General features: G+C 60.1%; 19 protein-coding genes. 2 read left to right on the top strand and 17 right to left on the bottom strand.

Annotated features, from left to right (window positions below; translation table 11 throughout):
• Position 1 precedes the first annotated feature (1 nt).
• The 14 genes from DWZ01_RS09895 to DWZ01_RS09830 form a co-directional block, all read right to left on the bottom strand.
• Positions 2 to 313 (bottom strand): hypothetical protein, encoded by a 312-nt coding sequence (locus DWZ01_RS09895; RefSeq protein WP_117848882.1) that lies wholly within the window; start codon positions 311 to 313, stop codon positions 2 to 4.
• A 280-nt stretch (positions 314 to 593) separates the two neighbouring features.
• A complete protein-coding gene (upp, locus tag DWZ01_RS09890) occupies positions 594 to 1241 on the bottom strand; it encodes a uracil phosphoribosyltransferase (RefSeq protein WP_040359658.1) in 648 nt (215 codons plus the stop codon).
• Positions 1242 to 1364: 123 nt separating this feature from the next.
• A complete protein-coding gene (glpK, locus tag DWZ01_RS09885; protein ID WP_117848880.1) occupies positions 1365 to 2906 on the bottom strand; it encodes a glycerol kinase GlpK in 1542 nt (513 codons plus the stop codon).
• A 13-nt stretch (positions 2907 to 2919) separates the two neighbouring features.
• Positions 2920 to 3663 carry an L-threonylcarbamoyladenylate synthase gene (locus DWZ01_RS09880; RefSeq protein ID WP_117848878.1) on the bottom strand — a complete coding sequence of 248 codons (744 nt, stop codon included), beginning with the start codon at positions 3661 to 3663 and terminating at the stop codon, positions 2920 to 2922.
• A 134-nt stretch (positions 3664 to 3797) separates the two neighbouring features.
• Complete coding sequence (locus tag DWZ01_RS09875; RefSeq protein ID WP_128620077.1) at positions 3798 to 4289, bottom strand: type II toxin-antitoxin system HicB family antitoxin; 492 nt, start codon at positions 4287 to 4289, stop codon at positions 3798 to 3800.
• Positions 4256 to 4441, bottom strand: a complete 186-nt coding sequence (locus DWZ01_RS11075; protein ID WP_089573106.1) for a type II toxin-antitoxin system HicA family toxin — start codon at positions 4439 to 4441, stop codon at positions 4256 to 4258. Before DWZ01_RS11075 ends, DWZ01_RS09875 begins: the two co-directional genes overlap by 34 nt.
• A 68-nt stretch (positions 4442 to 4509) precedes the next feature.
• Positions 4510 to 5760 carry a HemK/PrmC family methyltransferase gene (locus tag DWZ01_RS09865; RefSeq protein ID WP_117770546.1) on the bottom strand — a complete coding sequence of 417 codons (1251 nt, stop codon included), beginning with the start codon at positions 5758 to 5760 and terminating at the stop codon, positions 4510 to 4512.
• Between the two features lie 672 nt (positions 5761 to 6432).
• Positions 6433 to 7500, bottom strand: a complete 1068-nt coding sequence (prfA, locus tag DWZ01_RS09860) for a peptide chain release factor 1 (RefSeq protein ID WP_035138783.1) — start codon at positions 7498 to 7500, stop codon at positions 6433 to 6435.
• A 228-nt stretch (positions 7501 to 7728) separates the two neighbouring features.
• Positions 7729 to 9156 carry a M20/M25/M40 family metallo-hydrolase gene (locus DWZ01_RS09855; protein ID WP_117770545.1) on the bottom strand — a complete coding sequence of 476 codons (1428 nt, stop codon included), beginning with the start codon at positions 9154 to 9156 and terminating at the stop codon, positions 7729 to 7731.
• Between the two features lie 72 nt (positions 9157 to 9228).
• Positions 9229 to 10014, bottom strand: a complete 786-nt coding sequence (locus tag DWZ01_RS09850) for an amino acid ABC transporter ATP-binding protein (protein WP_117770544.1) — start codon at positions 10012 to 10014, stop codon at positions 9229 to 9231.
• A 22-nt stretch (positions 10015 to 10036) separates the two neighbouring features.
• Positions 10037 to 11185: an amino acid ABC transporter permease gene (locus DWZ01_RS09845; RefSeq protein WP_117770543.1), complete on the bottom strand. Its 1149-nt coding sequence runs from the start codon at positions 11183 to 11185 to the stop codon at positions 10037 to 10039.
• 9 nt (positions 11186 to 11194) lie between these two features.
• The gene (locus DWZ01_RS09840) at positions 11195 to 12121 is read right to left on the bottom strand and encodes a transporter substrate-binding domain-containing protein (protein WP_117770542.1); all 927 of its coding nucleotides are present in this window, start codon (positions 12119 to 12121) and stop codon (positions 11195 to 11197) included.
• 193 nt (positions 12122 to 12314) lie between these two features.
• Entirely contained in the window at positions 12315 to 13208 is an 894-nt protein-coding gene (locus DWZ01_RS09835; RefSeq protein WP_117770541.1) for an aldose 1-epimerase family protein, read from the bottom strand.
• 113 nt (positions 13209 to 13321) lie between these two features.
• On the bottom strand, positions 13322 to 14191 hold the full coding sequence (locus DWZ01_RS09830) for a hypothetical protein (protein WP_117770540.1): 870 nt from the start codon (positions 14189 to 14191) through the stop codon (positions 13322 to 13324).
• Positions 14192 to 14442: 251 nt separating this feature from the next.
• On the opposite strand from DWZ01_RS09830, the gene DWZ01_RS09825 reads away from it, so the two are divergent.
• Both DWZ01_RS09825 and DWZ01_RS09820 read left to right on the top strand, forming a co-directional pair.
• Positions 14443 to 15693, top strand: coding sequence for an MFS transporter (locus tag DWZ01_RS09825; protein ID WP_233504674.1), 1251 nt, complete (start codon positions 14443 to 14445; stop codon positions 15691 to 15693).
• 45 nt (positions 15694 to 15738) lie between these two features.
• Entirely contained in the window at positions 15739 to 16185 is a 447-nt protein-coding gene (locus tag DWZ01_RS09820) for a low molecular weight protein-tyrosine-phosphatase (RefSeq protein WP_199411407.1), read from the top strand.
• A 148-nt stretch (positions 16186 to 16333) separates the two neighbouring features.
• On the opposite strand, the gene DWZ01_RS09815 is transcribed toward DWZ01_RS09820, so the two are convergent.
• The 3 genes from DWZ01_RS09815 to DWZ01_RS09805 form a co-directional block, all read right to left on the bottom strand.
• Complete coding sequence (locus tag DWZ01_RS09815) at positions 16334 to 17695, bottom strand: ATP-binding protein (RefSeq protein ID WP_117770539.1); 1362 nt, start codon at positions 17693 to 17695, stop codon at positions 16334 to 16336.
• Positions 17696 to 17878: 183 nt separating this feature from the next.
• Positions 17879 to 18208: a TIGR04076 family protein gene (locus DWZ01_RS09810; protein ID WP_199411406.1), complete on the bottom strand. Its 330-nt coding sequence runs from the start codon at positions 18206 to 18208 to the stop codon at positions 17879 to 17881.
• A complete protein-coding gene (locus DWZ01_RS09805) occupies positions 18201 to 19025 on the bottom strand; it encodes a PfkB family carbohydrate kinase (RefSeq protein ID WP_117770538.1) in 825 nt (274 codons plus the stop codon). Before DWZ01_RS09805 ends, DWZ01_RS09810 begins: the two co-directional genes overlap by 8 nt.
• Positions 19026 to 19378: the final 353 nt, after the last annotated feature.

Genomic DNA, 19378 nt, shown 5'->3' with positions numbered 1-19378 from the left:
CTTACCTTTCGATCTCATGAGGATCTCGCAGCGCCTTGGCGACGCGAACCGCGCAGGCGGCCATAAAGGCCACGAAGCCGATCGCCTCGCCCAGGAGGAACATGCGAAATGCCTCTCCGAACAACACAAACACAACCAAGGTAAAGACGAGCAGAGCGATTGCCGAGACCGCCAGACTCACCATACCCTTGAGCATGTCCGCATTCTGCTTATCGTCAAGAACCGGCTTGAGCGTAAAGACAAAGGGAAGGAAGGCAATTGCGCCCGCGATGGCGCCTGCAACGATAGCGAGCAGATCGGCTATCTGAAACACTGGCGTCCTCACTTTCCTTTTTAACGCTTCACAGAACAGTTCCCGCCAAACATTGGTGACTATTGTACGAGCCAATCGCTAAAGTACAACCGAAAAAGCATCGGTTAATACGCACCTGTTCGTTTTCTTAAGACCTTCTTTATGCCGCAGGTACGGTAATACGTTTTTCTCGAACCCTGCAGGGCAAAACGTCCGTTAACAGGAGTGCGCGCGGTCGCCTTTTGTTCGTCCGCGCGCACCGTTTCTTCGTATTTGCAGCCGCGGCCGTTTAGCCCAGCGACTAGAGCGTGCCGTAGATGCGGTCGCCGGCGTCGCCCAGGCCGGGAACGATGTAGGCAGCCTCGTTGAGATGGTCGTCGATGGCGCAGGTATAGATATGTACATCGGGATCCTTCTCGGTCAGCGACTTGAGGCCCTCGGGCGCGGCGACGATGCACAGCATGCGGATGTCCTTGACACCGCGCTCGCGCAGGTAGCTGATAGCCATCTCGGCCGAACCGCCCGTGGCGAGCATGGGGTCGACAACCAGGCAGATACGCTGGTCGATATCCTTGGGCATCTTGCAGTAATACTCATGCGGCTCGTGGGTGACCTCGTCGCGCTCCATGCCGATGTGGCCCACGCGAGCGGAGGGCACCAGGTCGAGGATGCCGTCGACCATGCCAAGGCCCGCACGCAGGATGGGCACGATGGCGAGTTTCTTGCCGGCAAGCTGTTTGAACGTGGCGGTAGTGATGGGGGTCTCGACCTCGACGTCTTCCATAGGCAGGTCGCGCATGGCCTCGTAGCCGTCAAAGAGCGCAAGCTCGCGCACGAGCTGGCGGAACTGGTTGGTGCCGGTGTTTTTATCGCGCAGGATCGACAGCTTGTGCTGAACGAGCGGGTGATCGACAAGCGTCACACGGGACGCATCATAGGTGACGGTCATGGGTTGATTGCCCCTTTCGTTGCGGCCGCAAAACGGCCTTGCTGACAAGGCGCGCAGCAATGTTGCCGCCGCACGCCATGCATTAGTTTAGCGGTTTGTTGTATCGAGCAGCCCATCGCAGCCCTACTGTGCGGTACTGAGCGAGCGCCTGACTGCATCACACCAGCCCGCAAGGTTTTGTTCGCGGCGCTCGGCGGACATGTGGGGAAGGAAGGTCCTAACGATCTGGGCATTTTGCTCCAGCTCTTCCAGGTCTTCCCAATAGCCGATGGCAAGACCCGCCAAGTACGCGGCACCGATTGCCGTGGTCTCCACCGTCTCGCATTGCAGCACGGGGATATCCAGCAGGTCGGCCTGGAATTGCATGATGAACTCGTTGCGCGAGGCACCGCCATCGACAGACAGGCGCTCGATCGAAAGCCCCACGTCCTGCTCCATGGCGCGCAGCACGTCGTAGCTCTGATATGCCATGGATTCGCAGGCGGCACGTACGATGGTCGCACGGCTCGAGGCGCCGGTCAGACCGCACACGATACCGCGGGCATGCGGGTCCCACCAGGGAGCGCCCAGACCCGCAAAGGCGGGAACGAAGTAGCAGCCCTCGTTGTCGCTAATCGAAGCGGCGAGTTGTGCCGACTCGCTCACGCTCGAGATGATGCCCATGTTGTTGCGAAGCCAGTTCATGGTGGAACCGGCAGCAAAGATGGAGCCCTCGAGCGCATAGCTGATCTTCCCGTTCGCAGCGATACCGATGGTGGAGACCAGGCCGTTCTTGGATTCGACGATCTCGTCGCCGGTGTTCATGAGCATAAAGCAGCCCGTGCCATAGGTGTTTTTGGTCTGGCCGGGATGGAAGCAGCAGTGACCGAACAGCGACGCCTGCTGGTCGCCCGCCACACCCATGATGGGCGGCATGTTGGTCATGATGTCGCTCGCGACGCGGCCGTAGTCACCCGAGCTCCAGCGAACCTCGGGCATCATGGAACGTGGAACGTCAAAGAGCGCCAGCAGGTCGTCGTCCCAATCGAGCGTATGGATATTAAAGAGTGCCGTGCGGCTGGCATTGGTGTAGTCGGTGGCAAAGACCTGGCCGCCGGTGAGGTTGTAGATGAGCCAGGTGTCGATGGTGCCAAACATGAGGTCGCCCGCCGCCGCGCTCTCGCGTGCGCCGTCGACGTTGTCGAGAATCCACTGTACCTTGGAGGCCGAGAAATACGGGTCGAGCGTGAGTCCCGTGCGGGAGCGCACCAGCTCCTCGCAACCCTGTTCAACCAACGCGTCGATTGCCGGCGCGGTACGGCGGCACTGCCATACGATGGCGTTATAGATCGGCTGACCGCTCACGCGGTCCCAGACCACCGTGGTCTCGCGCTGGTTGGAGATGCCGATGGCGGCAATGCGGTCGGAGTGGATACCGCTCTTAAACTGGACTTCCATCATGACGGCGATCTGGCTGGCAAGGACCGCCATGGGGTCTTGCTCTACCCAACCGGGACGTGGGAAGCTGGTTTTGACGCTGCGACGTGCCTGCGCGACGATGCATCCGTACTCGTCGACGATGGTCGCAAGTACCGAGGTGGTGCCGCAGTCGAGCGCCATGATGTAGGAACCGCCAAAGTTAAACGAGGCATCTTCCATGCCCAGGCTGCCCAGATTCAACGACATCGCTTACACCTTTCTATTGCATCGGGTCGGACAGGACCCGTTCGATCTCTGATGCGGGAAGTGCGCCTTGGCGCAGGATCTGGAGCCCGCCGTGCTGGAACGACACGATGGTCGAGGCGTCGCGACACGGGGTCTCACCGGCGTCGACGGCAACATCGACCCCCTCCAGGATGCGACCCTCGACGGCGGCAAAGCTTATCGGCGAGGGCGCGCCGTGCGTATTGGCGCTCGTGCAGGCAAGGGGACTGCCGCAGGCGCGGATGAGCGCCTGGACCACGGGAGAGGCCGAAGCGCGCAGGGCCACGGTGTCGTCGGCAGCACGCATAAAGGTCGGCACGCAGGGGGCTGCCTTAATCACGATAGTCAGGGCTCCCGGCCAGCATCGTCGCGCGAGTACGCGGGCCTCGTTAGGGATATCCACGCCATAGCGGTCGAGTGCTTCGACGCCATCGACCAGCCAAGCGACGGTTTGCGTGAGCTCACGTTGCTTGAGAGTGAAGATACGGCGATAGCCGGTGCCGAGCGCAGGAACTGCGGCGCCATTGACGGCGGCCTGCGGATCGCGCGGCCACGATGGGAATTCGCTTGCATCTTGGGGCACGGCGTCCGAGAAGGCGTTGACTGCCACGGCGACACCGTAGACGGTCTCGGTCGGGATCAAAGCCAGGCCGCCGCGGCCGAGCACCTCGGCCGTGCGCTCGACGGCAAGCCGATGCGGCTCGCGCGTTCCCTCGTATACCCGATAGACCGTCTGCATGTGTATGCCAGCCCCTTACGCTCTGGTGCAAGTTTGTTTACTGTGGGGCATTCTCGCACGAAACGTTCAATCTATTTGCCCAGAGCGCATGTTGGTTTGGTGAGCGGCTCTAGTAGTCGGTGAAAGTTAGGGGGTTATTGGACGGCTACGAACTTCTTTGGTCTTCCGGCGTGACGTTCTTGGGCGGCGTAACGCTCGATACTGTCTATCGTTATCATCCGACGGCCGTCGACGAGTTCAACATCGAGTTTGCCGGCTTTGACCAGCGCGGTAATCCGCGGAGCGGAGACTTTGAGGTCCAGCGCTGCGTCTTTAAATGTTCGGCACGCCGCTTCCCGAGCGTCCTCGTGGTCGATTTCGACTGAAAGGGCCACGACCTCGGCCGAGCGTTCGTACCCTGCCGGAGTCAAACCGTTGTTGAGGTCGTCGGCCAAAAACGCCATCAGCGCCTCGGTGGCATGGGCAATCGCTTCTTCGCGCGTATCGCCATCGGCAAAAGCGCCGGGAATCTGCGGGAAGCTGGCGCAGTACCCGTCGTCTTCTTTTATGAGAACGCAGTCATAGGTAAATCGCTGCCTCATTTTGCCTCCAACTACCATCCAGCTTGGCGACGAATACTTGCCCACGTGCCCTTCTTTGGTCGATCACCACCAGAGCCGTTCACGGTGACAACACGGTCGCCAGAAACATACTTAGCATGACTACCGACTTGCGCGACCTTCACGAATCCATCGTGCTTGAGTAGGGCAATGATTTCCCGAAAGGTAGGAGGTTGCATGGGCCGACCTCTTTCAGCCGTCCTAATTATAAACTAGTTTATAATTTTTGCTAACCAGTTAATAAATATTACTGGCGCTGTTTGGGCTCGGTGACGATGGCTCGGACGATGCGGGGGCGATCGGTGAGGTCGCGGACGATGCGCACGTCCGAGAGACCCGCCTGGCGGCAGAGCTCGGCGGCGGCGTCGAGGGCACCCTCGTAGAGCTCGCAGGCAAACAGGCCGCCGGCGCGCAGCATGTAAGGCGCCGCATTGAGCAGGCGGCGGAAGATATCGAGGCCGTCGGCGCCGCCCTCAAGCGCCAGGTCGGGCTCGAAGTCCTTGACCTCGTGCGGCAGTGAGCGCATGACGTCGGTCGGAATGTAGGGCGGATTGGAGACAAGCACATCAAAGGTGCCCCACTCTTCGCGGGGAATGGAACTCACCAGGTTGGTGAGGCTAAAGGCGACCTCATCGGATGTGAGACCGAGCGCGTCGCGGTTTTTGGTGGCCAGATCGATAGCGCGCGGCTCGATATCGGTGGCGGTGCAGGTAACGTGGCCGCGGCGCTCCCAGGCAAGGGAGAGCGAGATGCAGCCCGTGCCGCAGCCGACCTCGAGAACGCGGGCGATGCGGGGCTCGGCTGGGGCAGGCGAAGCGGCATCCTGAGCTGAAGCCGTCTCCTGGTCGGCACCCTCGATGGCGATGCCGTATTCGTCGAGCTCGGACTCGGCGGCTTCCGCGACTTCGGCTTCTGCTGCCTGCGCGGCGGCTTCCTCGGCCTCGCGGTCGGCCAGCTCCTCGGCATAGGCACGGCTGCCGAGCACGTCGCTACCCAGCGCAGCCTCATCGGCGGCCGTCAGGTTGGCGGCACGGCGCTCGGCGGTCGCGCGTTCGTCTGCCAGCGCGGCCTCAGCCTTGCGTGCCTCCTCGACCTCATCGTTCCAAGGCAGCTCAACACGCTGACGGGCAGCAGCCTCGGGGCTCAGCACCTCGGCATCCAGATAATTGAGGACTTCCTCGACGAGCATCTCGGTCTCGGGACGCGGAATGAGCACGCCGGGGGCGCACGTGACGTCGATCATGCGAAACTGCGTGCTGCCGGTGATGTACTGCAGCGGTTCACCTTTAGCGCGACGAACAACGGCCGCGTGCATGGTCTCGAGCTGAGCCGCGTTAAGCGTCTCGTCCATGCGCATATATAAGTCGATGCGTGCCAAACCCGTGGCAGCGCACAGCAGCCACTCGGCAGAAAGACGGGGGTGCTCCTCGCCGCGCTCGGCCAGGTACTCCTTGGTCCACTCGAGACAACGCTTGATGGTCCAAATCTCGTTTGCCATGGGGCCCTCCCCTCTTAAGCGCCGGACGGCGCGCGAATGTCGGAGCAGATTGTACGCGAGGGCGGCACGCGGCAAGGGACGATTGGAAGCGATTATCGAGAATCAGCCCAGAATTTTGCTTGAATCGCAATCGAAGTGTTCATTCGTCGACGTCTAAATCTGCATCCGTCAAGCTTTTGGCAAGGTTGCCCCAAAACTGACCAATATCTAACCAAGAACTTGCCAAATCACTTGACGCGCGACGCATCAAAAATCGCCCCGCGACTTCTCGGACGATTTTTTGAGCATTATTTTCGATAGCAGATGAATGCCGCTAATTTCTTTGAGCAGGTAGCCGGCTTAATGGCCATCAAAGCCGATTAAATAACATCTCAAAGCAATGTGCCCAACCTAGTCATTTAAGAACGTCCCCAATGACTAAAATGCCATCACAGCCGACTGAATATAATATCAAGGCAATGTCCCCAATGACTCCCTACGGATCATTTGACAACCAAGAAAACGCCGATGTTTTGGCAATGCCAGCGAGCGACGTCCAGAGCGAACAAGTTGGCATGAAAAAGGCAAGGCATAGACCTTCTGGTCATGCCTTGCCTTTTGAATGACAAATTGTCGCTCTGGGCGGCGCGCAGCGTCGAGCCGTTACGCGGTTTGGCAAAACCGCGTAACCCACTACACAGCCTGCGCCAGCTTCTCGGCTCGCTCGGCGGCGGCGAGTGCCTCGATCACGGTGCCGAGCTGATCGCCCAGAAGGACGCCGTTGTAGGTGGAGTTGAAACCGATGCGGTGATCGGTCACGCGGTCCTGGGGCTGGTTGTAGGTGCGGATCTTCTCGGAACGGTTACCGTGGCCGATCTGGCTCTGGCGCTCGGCACCGAGCTCTGCCTGCTGCTTCTCGAGTTCCATCTCGTACAGACGGGCGCGCAGCATCTGCATGCAGACCTCGCGGTTCTGGATCTGGGAACGCTGCTCCTGCGACTGCACCACGGTGTTGGTGGGCAGGTGGGTGATGCGCACGGCGGAGTAGGTGGTGTTAACGCACTGACCGCCAGGGCCGGAGGCGCAGTAGGTGTCGATGCGCAGGTCAGACTGGTTGATCTGGACGTCGATTTCCTCGGCCTCGGGAAGCACGGCGACGGTAGCCGTTGAAGTCTGGATGCGGCCCTGGGACTCGGTCTTGGGGACGCGCTGGACACGGTGCACGCCGGACTCGTACTTCATAACGGAGTAGACGCGGTCGCCCTCGACCTTGAACTCAATGGACTTAAAGCCGCCGGCCTCGCTGGGGCTGGAATCGAGCACGGTAGTCTTCCAGCCGCGCGACTCGCAAAAGCGCTGATACATCTTGTACAGGTCGCCGGCGAAGATGGCCGCCTCGTCGCCACCGGCGGCGGAGCGGATCTCGACGATGGTGTTCTTGTCGTCGTTGGGGTCGCTCGGGATGAGCATGTACTTGATGTCTTCCTCGAGCTGGGGGAGCTTGGCCTCGTTTTCGGAGATGTCCATCTGGAGCATCTCCTTCTCATCGGCATCGGTGGTATCGTGCAGCATTTCCTTGGCAGCCTCGATGTCATCGAGCGCGCCGATGTACTCGCGCGAGGCGGCAATGAGGTCGGACTGGTGCGCGTACTCCTTGTTGAGACGCGTGAACTCCTTGATATCGGAGGCGACGGCCGGGTCGGAAAGCTTCTTCTCGAGCTCCTCGTAGGCCTTGATGATCTTTTCGAGCTTGTCGCGCATGACGGACTCCTTTATATGCGTGAAGGTGAAAATCGGCAGAATTGATGGGGCGCGGGGCGCCGCTGCGGGGGTAAGCCCGGCTAGAACATGTCGATCCTCAGATACATGCGCATCCCTTCGCGTATGGGGTACATAGTTGCGGTCTAACCCATACATGATAGCGTGCGCAGGCAAACCTGCATATAACCCGCACGGAATCCGACAAAGGGACAGTCCCTTTGTTGGATTCTAGAGCGTGTGGAGCAGAGCGATGAAAAAGCGGACACCCTGAAGGTAGACTCGGCGGGTAATGCGCTCGTTGGTGCCGTGGACGCCTCGGTCGCACTCGTCATCGTCGACCACAAAGGCCGAGAAACGAATGCACTCAGGGCAAATGCGCTGATAGTTGGCAGCGTCGGTCGCGCCGATCACGGTCGAGGGGACGATGCTGACAGGAGCCCCGCCCGTCGCACTCGGTCCGTTTTCCTCCGTCCCCTTTGGATCACGGAAATAGCGGGCGGCGATGGCGCGAACGGCCTCGAGCCCCGGTCCACCGACACGCGGAGACGGCGAAGGCTCGGAGCTGCCGGGGCCCAGCTCCACTTCGACACAACCGGCAAGGTCCGCCCCGGCAACCGCCTCACGGCAGCGCGCCACAACGTCGACCACGCTCGTACCCTCGAGCATGCGGAAGTTAATGTTGGCCCACATATCCTGCGGCATTACGTTGGCGCCGGTGCTGCCACCCTCGATCTGCGTGGGCGCGCAGGTGGTCGTCACCAGCGGATAGAGCTTTTTGCTGGCGAGGCAATCGCGGACAATGGCATCCCCGTTGGCGGCAATTTCATCGGCCGTGTAGAGCCCCAACTCGACGAGTTGAGCGGCAAGCAAGTCGGTCACGCGCGTCGGCCACTCGATATCGCAGATTGCGGTGATGGCACGGCTGAGCACCTCGAGCGATGTGCCGCCGTAGGGGTTGGACGAATGCCCGCCCTCACTCTTCGTCTTGAGTATGATATCGGCGTAACCCTTCTCCGCGAGGTCGGCATGCATAAGCCAGCCCTCGCCCGCGCCATACTCGGCAGCCGAAACAATACGGTAGTCACCCTCGTCGATCAGATATTCAAGTTCAACGCCACGCTCCTCGAGCACACGACCGATCGCCCCCGCGCCGTACTGCGTGGTTTCCTCGTCCTGGCCAAAGGCGAGCAGCAGGGTACGCTTGTGCTCCCAGCCGTGCGCGAGCGCATACTCAACCGCCTCGAGAATGCCTGCGACCTGGTCTTTCATATCGATGGCGCCGCGACCCCAAATGTAGGTGTCGTCCACATGTCCGCTAAAGGGGGCATGCGTCCAGTCAGCCTCGGTGCCGGGTACCACGGGAACCACGTCCATGTGGCCCATGAGCATAATGGGCTTGAGGGCAGGGTCGGAACCGCTAAGCGTCACCAATAGCGAATGGTCGATAAGCTCGACCTTACCCGCCGTAAATACGTGCGGCCAAGCCTGCTGCATATACGCGCGCAGGTCGTCGAACGGCTGCCAGTTCACCGCCTCGGCATCCATACTCGAGATGGTCGGAAACGACAGCACGCGGCCCAGGCGCTCGCACGCACCAGCTTCGTCCAAATCGGCAAAATCATCCTCATGCGCAAAGAAGCGCCAAACCTCGGCCATGACATCCTTTCGATTGTGATGACGAGGGCCGCCCCACGGGAGCGGCCCTGTCATGCAAACATTTGCGGTCGGTTACTTGTCCTCGAGATAACGCGAGAGGAACTCGCGGGTGCGCTGGTGTTTGGGGTTGCCAAAGAGCTCGGCCGGCGCGGCGTCCTCGAGCACCACGCCCTTATCCATAAAGACCACGCGGTCGGACACGGTTCGGGCAAAGGCCATCTCGTGCGTGACGACGACCATGGTCATGCCGTCGGCCGCGAGCTTGCGCATGACCTCGAGCACCTCGCCCACGATCTCGGGGTCGAGTGCCGAAGTCGGCTCGTCGAACAGCATGATCTGCGGATTCATGCACAGGGCGCGTGCGATGGCTACGCGCTGTTTTTGACCACCGGACAGGCGGCCCACGGCGGCGTGCGCGAACTTTTCGAGTCCCACGCTCGTCAGATGCTCCATCGCAATTTTTTCAGCCTCGGCCTTGCTCATCTTTTTGAGCATGACGGGCGCAAGCGTGCAGTTGTCGAGCACGTCCATGTTGTTGAACAGGTTAAAGCCCTGGAACACCATGCCGATGTCCTCGCGGAGTTTATTGATATTGCAGCGCTCGGCCGTAAGGTCCTGGCCGTGGAACCAGATGTGGCCCGCGTCCGGGGTCTCGAGCAGATTGAGGCAGCGCAGGAAGGTCGACTTGCCCGAGCCCGAGGCGCCGATAATGGTGACGACCTCGCCGGGGTTAACGGACAGGTCGATGCCCTTGAGTACCTCGAGCGAGCCGAAGCTCTTGCGCAGGCCCTCAACGCGGATGAGCGGCTCATTGGTCTGTGCGGCGGCCGCAACGCCGGTAGTGGCGGTATCTGCCATGATGATTCTCCTCGTCTTAAGCCTAGTTAGAGCTGGGCAGCGTGGCCGGAGCCTCGGCACCGAGCTTTTTGCCAAAGGCTTCGAGCAGGCGGCTCGCCACGAGCGTCAGGATCAGGTAGACCACGAGCGCCACGCAGTAGACCTCCATCTGGCGGTAGTACACGCCGGCGACCGTGGTAGTAGCGTACATAAGGTCGAACACGCCGATGACCGAGAGCACCGACGAATCCTTGATGTTGATGATGAGCTCGTTGGTGAGCGCCGGAATCGCATTTTTAATGCCCTGGGGGAACACGACTTTGCGCATGGCCTGCCACTGCGACAGGCCCAGCGATCGCGCCGCCTCGGCTTGGCCGGGATCGATGGACTCGATGCCGCCGCGCAGGACCTCCATCATGTAGGCGGTGGAGTTAAGCGAGATGGTGACGAGGCCGGCGGTAAAGGTGCTCCAGATCTGGTTGGCCTGGGCGGTCTCGAAGCCCATGCCGCGCAGAACGGTAAAGCCCGCGTAATAGATAAGCAGGCCCTGGACCATCATGGGCGTGCCGCGCACAATGGTGGAGTAGACGGTCGCGAAGCCGCGGCCGATACTCTTAAAGAAACGCACCAAGTCGTTGTCCACGCGGTCGAACGTCTGAATGCGCAAAAACACAAAGAGCAGTGCCAGGAAGAAGGCGATGACGGTGCCGAAGGTGGCAAGCGCGATGGTGATTTCGATGCCGCGGATGAAGAAGTCGCCGCTCTTGTAGGTCATGTAGACCAGGCTCGACAAAAAGTCGCTGGGGTTGGAATCCGAGACAATGCTCACCTGCACCAGGTCGATAAACGACATGATGCAGCGGTCCACGAAAAAGATCGCTGCGATGGCGACCACAACATAGCTACCCAGGCGCGCGCCGCGGCGGAAACGCTCGGAGGCGAACGGCGACTTTTCGCGATAGTCGTTCCAGTGCATGAGCTTGGTGACGAGTGCCGCCGCCGACACGACGACCCAGGCCCACAGGATCGCCCAAAGGCAGTCCTGGAAGATGCCAGTGGGCGCCAAAAAGCTCAGCGGCGTGGGGTTGCGCTGGCTAAACGCCAGGCCAAGCGCCGCGATGACGCTCGTGCCCAGGTATACGTAACGGTGATCGGCCTTGATAAAGGAGGCCAGGCGATTGACGGTTTTCATGCTGCCTCCCTATGCCGGCTGACGGTCGAGGCACGCGTCCCACATTTGGTCGCGCTCCTCTTGGCTAATGCCCTTGAGTGTCTTGTCGATGAGCTTAAGCAGTTTGTCCGAGCCCTTGCGGCAGCCGACGTTTGCCGCGACCTCCTGCTTAAAGCCCTCGCCTTCGGCAAAATGAATGGGAACGATGCCCGGGTTTTGAGCCATATAGCCCTTCTCGTTCTCGGTGTTGTAGGTCACGGCGTCGCAGGTGCCCTGCAGCAGGTTCGAGAACACCGTGGGGACGGAGTCGACCGGGTTTTTGTGCACAACGCCCGGGATCTCGTCGATGACGGTGTCGAGCATGGTGTCCTTTTGGCCGAGCACCGTGGCACCGCTAAAGTCGCTAAGCTTGGTGGCGTTTTGGTAGGGCGAGCCCTCTTTTACGAATAGGCCAAAGTAGCCAATGAAGTACGGGTCGGAGAAGCCGACCGACTCTTCGCGCTCGGGCGTGGCGCTCATGCCGGCGATGATGAGGTCGATTTGGCCGTTGTTGAGCGAATCGATAAGGCCCGAAAAGCTCTGCTTGACGGCAACGGGCTCGCCACCGAGGGCCTTGCAGACGATCTTGGCGATCTGCACGTCGTAGCCATCGGCATAGGCGCCCTGCACGTTGTCGATGGGGATGGTGTACTCGCTGGCTTCGGAAACCTGCCAGTTGTACGGGGCGTAGGCCGCCTCCATGCCAATGCGGATCTTATCCTTGCCGATAACGGAATCGGACAGGTCGTCGCGACCGCCACCCGTCGTGGGCTGAACTACTTCCAGCGTGGAGGGGCGCTGGCAACCGGCAAGTGCGCCGGCGACGACAGTAGCGCTCGCAGCGAGAGCGCTACCCAAAAAGATGCGACGGCTGCATATCGGCTGCGGATGCGCGTCGCGTTGATGGGGAGAATGCATAATCTGCCTTCCCTGTTGAATCGTATGCTGACGACTTAACAGGATACCGCTCAGCGCTACCTCCAGCAAATGCATATATAAATGCATATATGCAAGTTTACGAACTGAAAACGATTGATAGTCGTTGGAGACGTTCTTAAACGACTAGTCAAACAAGAACGTCCCCAACGACTAGTCCCAGGTATGCAGCCTGTTAAAGCAGAGTAACGCTAAAGCTGCGAACATCCGTCTCGCCGGGAGCCAAGGTGATGGTGTTGACCTTGTGCTCAAAGACGTCGTCCTCGGTGTCCATGGTGGTGTGACCGGTCCAGGGCTCGAGCGCCACAAACGGGGCGTCGTTGGCGGCAGACCACACGCCAATGTACTTAAAGCCCTCAAAGTCGATCTTGACGCCGTGGCCCGACTTGCGGCCGCGCAGCGTGAGCGTGGAGCCCGGGGTATCGGTGAACATGATGGCGTCGTTATCGAAGCTGCGGTGCGTGATGGGCAGCACGTCCGAGTTATCGGGAGCCTTGTAACTGCCCTCGAACGTCATAAGACCGTCGGGCGTGATGATGGGAGCCTCATTAGTCCAAGCCTCGGTAAACGCCAGCTCGTAATCCTCGAATGCCTCGTCCTCGGCACCGGGAGCCGGTACGTTAAACGCGGGGTGGCCGCCCACCGAGAACGGCAGGTCCACGTCGCCGGTATTGGTGACGGCAAAGGTCTGGGTAAGTGTGGCGTCACCAGTCAGGGCATAGGTCATGTTGAGCTTAAAGTGGAACGGGAACGCCTTGAGCGACTCGGGCGTGTCGGTGATCTCGTACGTTACCGAGGAGCCGTCCTCCGAAACCTCGACCAGCTTGTGTTCGACGATGCGCGCGAGTCCGTGGCGCGGCATCTCGCAGGTGCCGGCCGCAGACGTCGCCGTGTTGTTGCGCAGCGAGCCCACAATGGGGAACAGGATGGGCGCATGCTTGCCCCAAAAGGCGGGGTCGCCCTGCCACAGATACTCGTTGCCGTTGAGGGCAAGGCTCGTGAGCTGGGCACCCATGGAATCGATGGCCGCGGTGAGGCCGCCGCGCTTGATGGTAGTGACAGTAGACATGCTACTTCCTCCAAAAGTAAACAATAGTGTCGAGGGCTATTGTCCCACTCTTGGCGGCGGGACGGGACGGCAGGCGATTATTGAGTAGCCATAGCGGAATGAGCGGCGAGTGCCTACTGGGTATCCACGTAAAGGTCGAACCTGCCCTGCGGTGTGGTGTCGACCGTGTCGGGCGCCTGTGAGTTAAAGCTCACGGGGACCATGCGCTTTGAGGCACGGAAGCGCGTGCCGTCGGTGGCGACGGGCGGTTCATCGACGGTGAGCTCGTAGTCGCCGGGCTTAAGTTCGATGCCGTCACCAGCGGAATTGACGTATTGATACTCGTCAATCGTCTGCCCTTTGAGCGTACGCCCCACGATGTGGATGAGCATTTGGCTGTCGCCACGCGCGGTGTCCCACGTCGCGCCGTCCTTGACCTCGACCGACACATGTACCGAGCGCGTGCGGCCGAGCGATTGCTCGATAGACATCTCGACCTTGGCGGCGTCTTTTCGCTGTTGTTCAACATGGCTCCAGACGTTTCCAATTACCGAGCATGCGATAACGCCGGCCATGAAGGCGATAAGGATGGGGCCGAGCGGAGAACGGCGGCCCGCGTCTTCCTCACGAGCCAGGTCGGGGCGATGTGTGGGCGCAGGCGCCTGGGCGCCTTGCGCGGGCACGTCGAGAATGCTGAAGGATGCCGTGCTGTCGGGGTCGATGGTGTGACGCGGCTGCGGGATCTTTGCCGGCGAGATGGACATGTCGGCTGGCTCGCCGAGCGTGGCCGTAGCGTCGGCCTTGGCCTCGTCTGCCTCGGCCTGGGCCCAAGCTTGTTCGAAGGTCAGGGGCTCGACGGGGTCGAGGGCGGCGTCCGAATCGGCGGCGACGTCGTTGCCGGTCTCGTCCTCGTCGCTCGACACGTCACGCGGCATGGGCTCGTCCCACTCCTCGTCCGGAGCCTCACCCTCGCTATACCACCATTCAAAGTTATCGATATCCATACGGGGCGCCCCTTAGGCCTCGCAAATAAACACTCGCTAGTCTTATACCCCCAGACGGCACGGCAGCTCGCCGGCACAGATAGGAAAACCATCACAACATTCGACGTTTTTCCTCGATTTCGAGATTTTCGCCGAATGTTGTGACGGTTTGGGCGACCGGCCGGCAGCGCAATGTGACAAAGAGACTGTCCCTTTGTCACATTCTGCTAGAGTTGCAGGGATTGAATCTCGCTTATTCATGCGACATTGGAGTGACAACCTTGACCGCCGCAACCACGCCTAAAAGTAAGTCAACCGCCGCCGCGCTCTCCCCTGCGCGCACCAAGCTCTGCCTGGCGCTGCTCGTGCTGTTGGGATTCTCGCTCGGCTGCTCCGAGTTCGTGGTCATCGGCATCGAAAGCGACTTGGCAACGGAACTCGGCGTATCGCTTGCCACCGCAGGCCAACTTATTAGCGTGTTTGCGCTTGTCTACGCCATCGCGACGCCAGTGCTTGCGCTCAGCACGGGGCGTTTTCGCCGCTACCAGCTGCTCGTGTGCTACAGCATCGTCTTTGTGCTCGGCAATTTGGTTATGGCGCTGGCGCCCAACTTTCAAGTGCTGTTTATCTCGCGTATTGTCCTGGGCTCCGTCTCGGGTGCGCTGCTCGCCGTGGGCGTAACGTACATCCCTGAGCTGCTGTCCCCGCAGCAGACCTCACTCGCCATCTCGGTAGTGTACGGCGCGTTTTCCGTGGCAATGGTCTTTGTCACTTCGATCGGCAAGTTTGTGGCCGACACGCTCGACTGGCACGTGGCCATGTACGGCACGCTGACCTTTGCCGTTCTGATCTGCGGAGCGCTCGTGGCGTTTATGCCGCGCGCTGGGCAAACCGACGAGCCCGCCACTTTTCGCGAACAGGCGGGTCTACTACGCGAGCCGAGCATCATCACCGGCATGCTCATCTTTTTGTTTGGCGTGGGGTCGGTCTACGTTTTTTACGGCTACGTGACGCCTTATCTTGAGCAGGTGCTGGGCATGGGCACGGTCGAAGCCAGTACCACGCTCATGGCCTACGGCGTGTTCTGCCTGATCTCGAACATCCTGGGCGGATGGATCGATGCGCGCTTTGGCATGAAGGCGCTACTCGTGACGTTTGTGCTGCAGGCTGCAGCGTTACTCGGACTGTTTGCTGTGGGCGGCACCATGCCGCTCGCGCTGGTCTTTGTCTTTAGCCTGGCGCTGCTCATGTACCTGTTCTCGGTGTCGTGCATCACGCACTTTATGGACGTGGCACGCAGCCGCCATCCCAAGTCGATGGTACTCGCAAGTTCGGTTGAGCCCATGGCGTTTAACGTCGGCATCTCGTTTGGCACCGCAGTGGGCGGCGCCGTGGTAAGCAGCGTTGGCATTGCATATGTAGGCGCGGTCGGTGCCGTGTTCTCGCTTGTGGCCTGGGCGCTCACGCTGGTGACGATTAAGTTGGCTCGCTGGGAACGCAAGAGGACGATGGCGCAGGCGTAGATGCGATACTCGAGCTCGATGATGGCGATCGAAAGGAAACCGCATATGCAACGTGTACTGTTTATCTGCCATGGGAACATCTGTCGCTCGACGATGGCTGAGTCCGTGTTTACCGAGCTGGTGCGGCGCGCCGGGCGCGCGGGCGAGTTTGTCATTGACTCCGCTGCGACCTCAACTGAGGAGATCGGCAACCCGCCGCATCATGGCACGGTCGCCAAGCTGCGTGAAGTCGGGATTCCCGTCGTTGCGCACCGTGCCCGCCAGGTGCGTCGCGCGGAGTATGGCGACTGGGACCACATTGTCTATATGGACGACGAGAACGCCCGCGGCCTGCGGCGCATCTTTGGCGACGACCCCGACGGCAAGGTTACACGCTTGCTCGATTGGACCGAGCGCCCCGGTGACGTGGCCGATCCCTGGTACACCGGCAACTTCGATGCCACCTACCGCGACGTGCTCGACGGTTGCACCGCTATGCTCGAGCAACTGTAGACAAGCGAGGTCGCGAGCCACGTCTCCGGCGCGAAACGAGCGTGGGTTTTCTCCCACTTTGAGCGCTCGAGTGCGCTCTAAACGGGAGAAAATCCACGCTCATGAATGTGACAAAGGGACTGCCCCTTTGCCACATCCGGGACTGGCCCTAGACCGGCTTGACCTCCAGCTTTATCCCCTCGGCGCAGGAGTCGCCCAAAACATCCGAAAGGGCCCAGGTCGCATATAGCGGCAAATAGAGAACCGCTCCGTTGCGCTCAACGTTGCCTCTCGAGAAAACAATCCCGAGCCTTACGCCATATTCAGCCGTATCAAGCACATGACCGAGCGCAGCGTGCGCGTGGTAATAGGAGCCCGATTTAACCTCGATCGGAACAGCCGTCCCATCCGGCCCATCGACCACAAAGTCCACTTCACCGCGCTTTTTTGTCTGATAGTAGTAAAGCTGGCGATTTTGGGCAGCCAGCTGCTGGGCCACCACGTTTTCGTAAAAGCCGCCCAGATTGGGCTCCTTGCTATCAAGATACGCCGCTTGGGCGACTCCAACGGGGTAGCGCGCCATCAACATGCCCGTATCCGATTGGTATAGCTTGAACTGCGATGGCCGTGCCGTCTTGAGCAGGGGCGACTTTGGCTCGGTTACGATATCGGCTTTGAGAGCAACGCCGGCATCGACAAGCCAGACAAAATCTCGCTGGTACTTCTCATAATGCGCCTTGGGGTCAATGGAATTGAGCACGAAACGCTTGTGTTCGCCCTCAAGCATAATGGGGAGCTGATCGTAGATGCTCTGCACCTGAAGGGCACGCCCGCTTGCATACTTGGAAATATCCCGTCGGTACTGTTCGTTGAGCTCGGACTGTAGCTGACGAACAGAGGCAAGGTCGCCCTGCGTGTCAAGGAAACGCTGCACGACCTCCGGCATTCCGCCGACAACGGTATAGGTCCTGAAGTTTGCCATCATCGCGTCATGAATGTAATCAGGAATGGGCCTCTCGCTGATACACGCGTCACGTATCGTTTGGCGAGCCCCCTCGCTCACCCCGGTTGCCCAGCAAAACTCCTCAAAATCGAGCGGGAACATCCTAAGCTCGTGGACATACCCCACGGGATAGGACCTGACGCCCTTGAACTGGGTCCCGAGCATTGACCCCGAAAACGCCCAGCGGCACCTCCCGTCCTCTACAAGGAACTTTGCCATCGTCATGATGTCGGGGGCCTCTTGGACCTCATCGATAAACACGAGCGTTTTGCCTGGTGCAATCGACTTTCCCGAAAGAAGCGTCACCCTGCTGATGAAATCATCGGCATTCCGCGCCTCGAGAAGAGCATCTTTTGCCTGGCGATTTTCCATGAGATTGAGCTCGATGTAGGTTGCATGGCTGGCTTTGCCAAATGCGCGAATCGAATAGCTTTTGCCGATCTGGCGAGAACCCGTGATGAATAAGGCCTTTTGCTCGGCAGACTTCAGCCAACGCTCCAGCTCTGCCGCTATTTTCCTGCGCAGCATAGGCTCTCCCCTCAGTGTCATCAAATGAAATGCAAAGTTTTATGCGCTTAATTATCGATGAAATGTATGATTTTTAGAACCTAAAATCGGATGAAATGCAGAGATTTAGGATTATAAGCAAAAAGAAGGGGCAGCCCCGGCGAATGTGACAAAGGGACTGTCCCTTTGTCACATTGCGCTCGACTACTCGTCGACGATCTCGGCAAGCCAGACGTTCAGCGTATCGACCTCGGGGCAGCAGAACTTTGCCGTGCCGGGCTCGTTGCCAGGCACGGTTCCGCCATAGCGCAGGATATCGATATAGGGAAAGCCCACATGGCAGGCCATAGCGCACATCTTGCCGCGGTCTCGGTCGAAGTCAAAGACGTCGCCCGGCTTGTGACCATGGTGGCAGCGGCACGCACCCAGCTGGTCCACGCAGCTCACGCGGATACGCGGACGCTTGCCACGCGGCGCGCCGAGCGGCTTGTTCTCGCCCGCAGGCTTGACGCCGCCCTCATCAGCATTACTCATGGTCAATCACATCCAGGCAGGCCTCGATGGGAAGGCCGGCGGACTTATCCTCCTGGTCGGCATTGCGCTCGATAAGCTCCGCTACCACGCGCATGGCATCGCTCGTCGCACGCTGCAGGCTCCAACCGGCCATAACGCGGCCGACGAGCACCGCCGAGAACGTGTCGCCCGTGCCCGGGAAATAGACCGGAATGAGCTCAAAGGGAATCGTGAAGTACTCCCCCGCCACATGGTCGTAACCGATAACCGCGTTCGTGCCATTGACCACGGCGCTCGTAATGACCACCGACTTGGCACCCAGCTCGCGCACAGCGTCCACAAGGGCGCGGGCCTCATCGGGCGTAATTTGCTCGGCGATAGGCCTATCGGCAAGCAGGCACGCCTCGGTATAGTTGGGCACCGCGTAGTCTGCGCACTCCAGCAGGCGCCGCATAAGGCCAATCGTGGACTCGGGCACGCCCGCATAGAGCTTGCCGTTGTCGCCCATGATGGGGTCAACGAACACCTTGGTGCCCTTTTGCGCACGGCGGTGGCAGAAGTCCGAGATGATGCGCGTCTCTTCCTCGGTCACGATAAAGCCGGTCGAGATGGCGTCGAACTCAAAGCCGAGCTCCTCCCAGATAGCGAGGCTCTGGCGGACATACTCCGTGGTGTCGTGGATGTAGAACTTGGGGTAGTTGAGCGTATCGGAAACGAGGGCCGTCGGCAGGTTGTGAATGCGATAGCCCATGTGCGACAGCACCGGCAGCATGGCGGAAAGCGCGACCTTGCCGTAACCGCACATATCGTTGATCAGCAGCAGCTGAGTGTTCTTCATGAGTGTCCCCCTTGGTTCGGGCGCGGCGCGGCAGCGCCACAGTGCGACTAAGTGTAGCGCAGGGAACGTTACGAGCGAAGTCGGGCAGCGTGAAGGGCAAATTGTTGCAGAAAGGTTACGGGAAGGAAGTTAGTCGTTTGGGACGTTCTTAAATGACTAGTCAAACAAGAACGTCCCCAACGACTAACCCAACGACTATCAGCGCAAGGAGTGTCCCCAAGTGCCGGCACATAAGGAACGTCCCTAATTGCCACCTAAGTGCCAAAACGACTGGTCGGGCAACACCGATGTCTTGGCGAAGTCAGACACTATGACCCAATCCAGGGGCACGGAAACGACAGGAGCCCCCGCTC

It is taken from the genome of Collinsella sp. AF28-5AC, assembly GCF_003457875.1.
In the GTDB taxonomy this organism is placed as follows: Bacteria; Actinomycetota; Coriobacteriia; order Coriobacteriales; family Coriobacteriaceae; genus Collinsella.
This window is presented reverse-complemented; position numbering and strand designations above follow the sequence as displayed.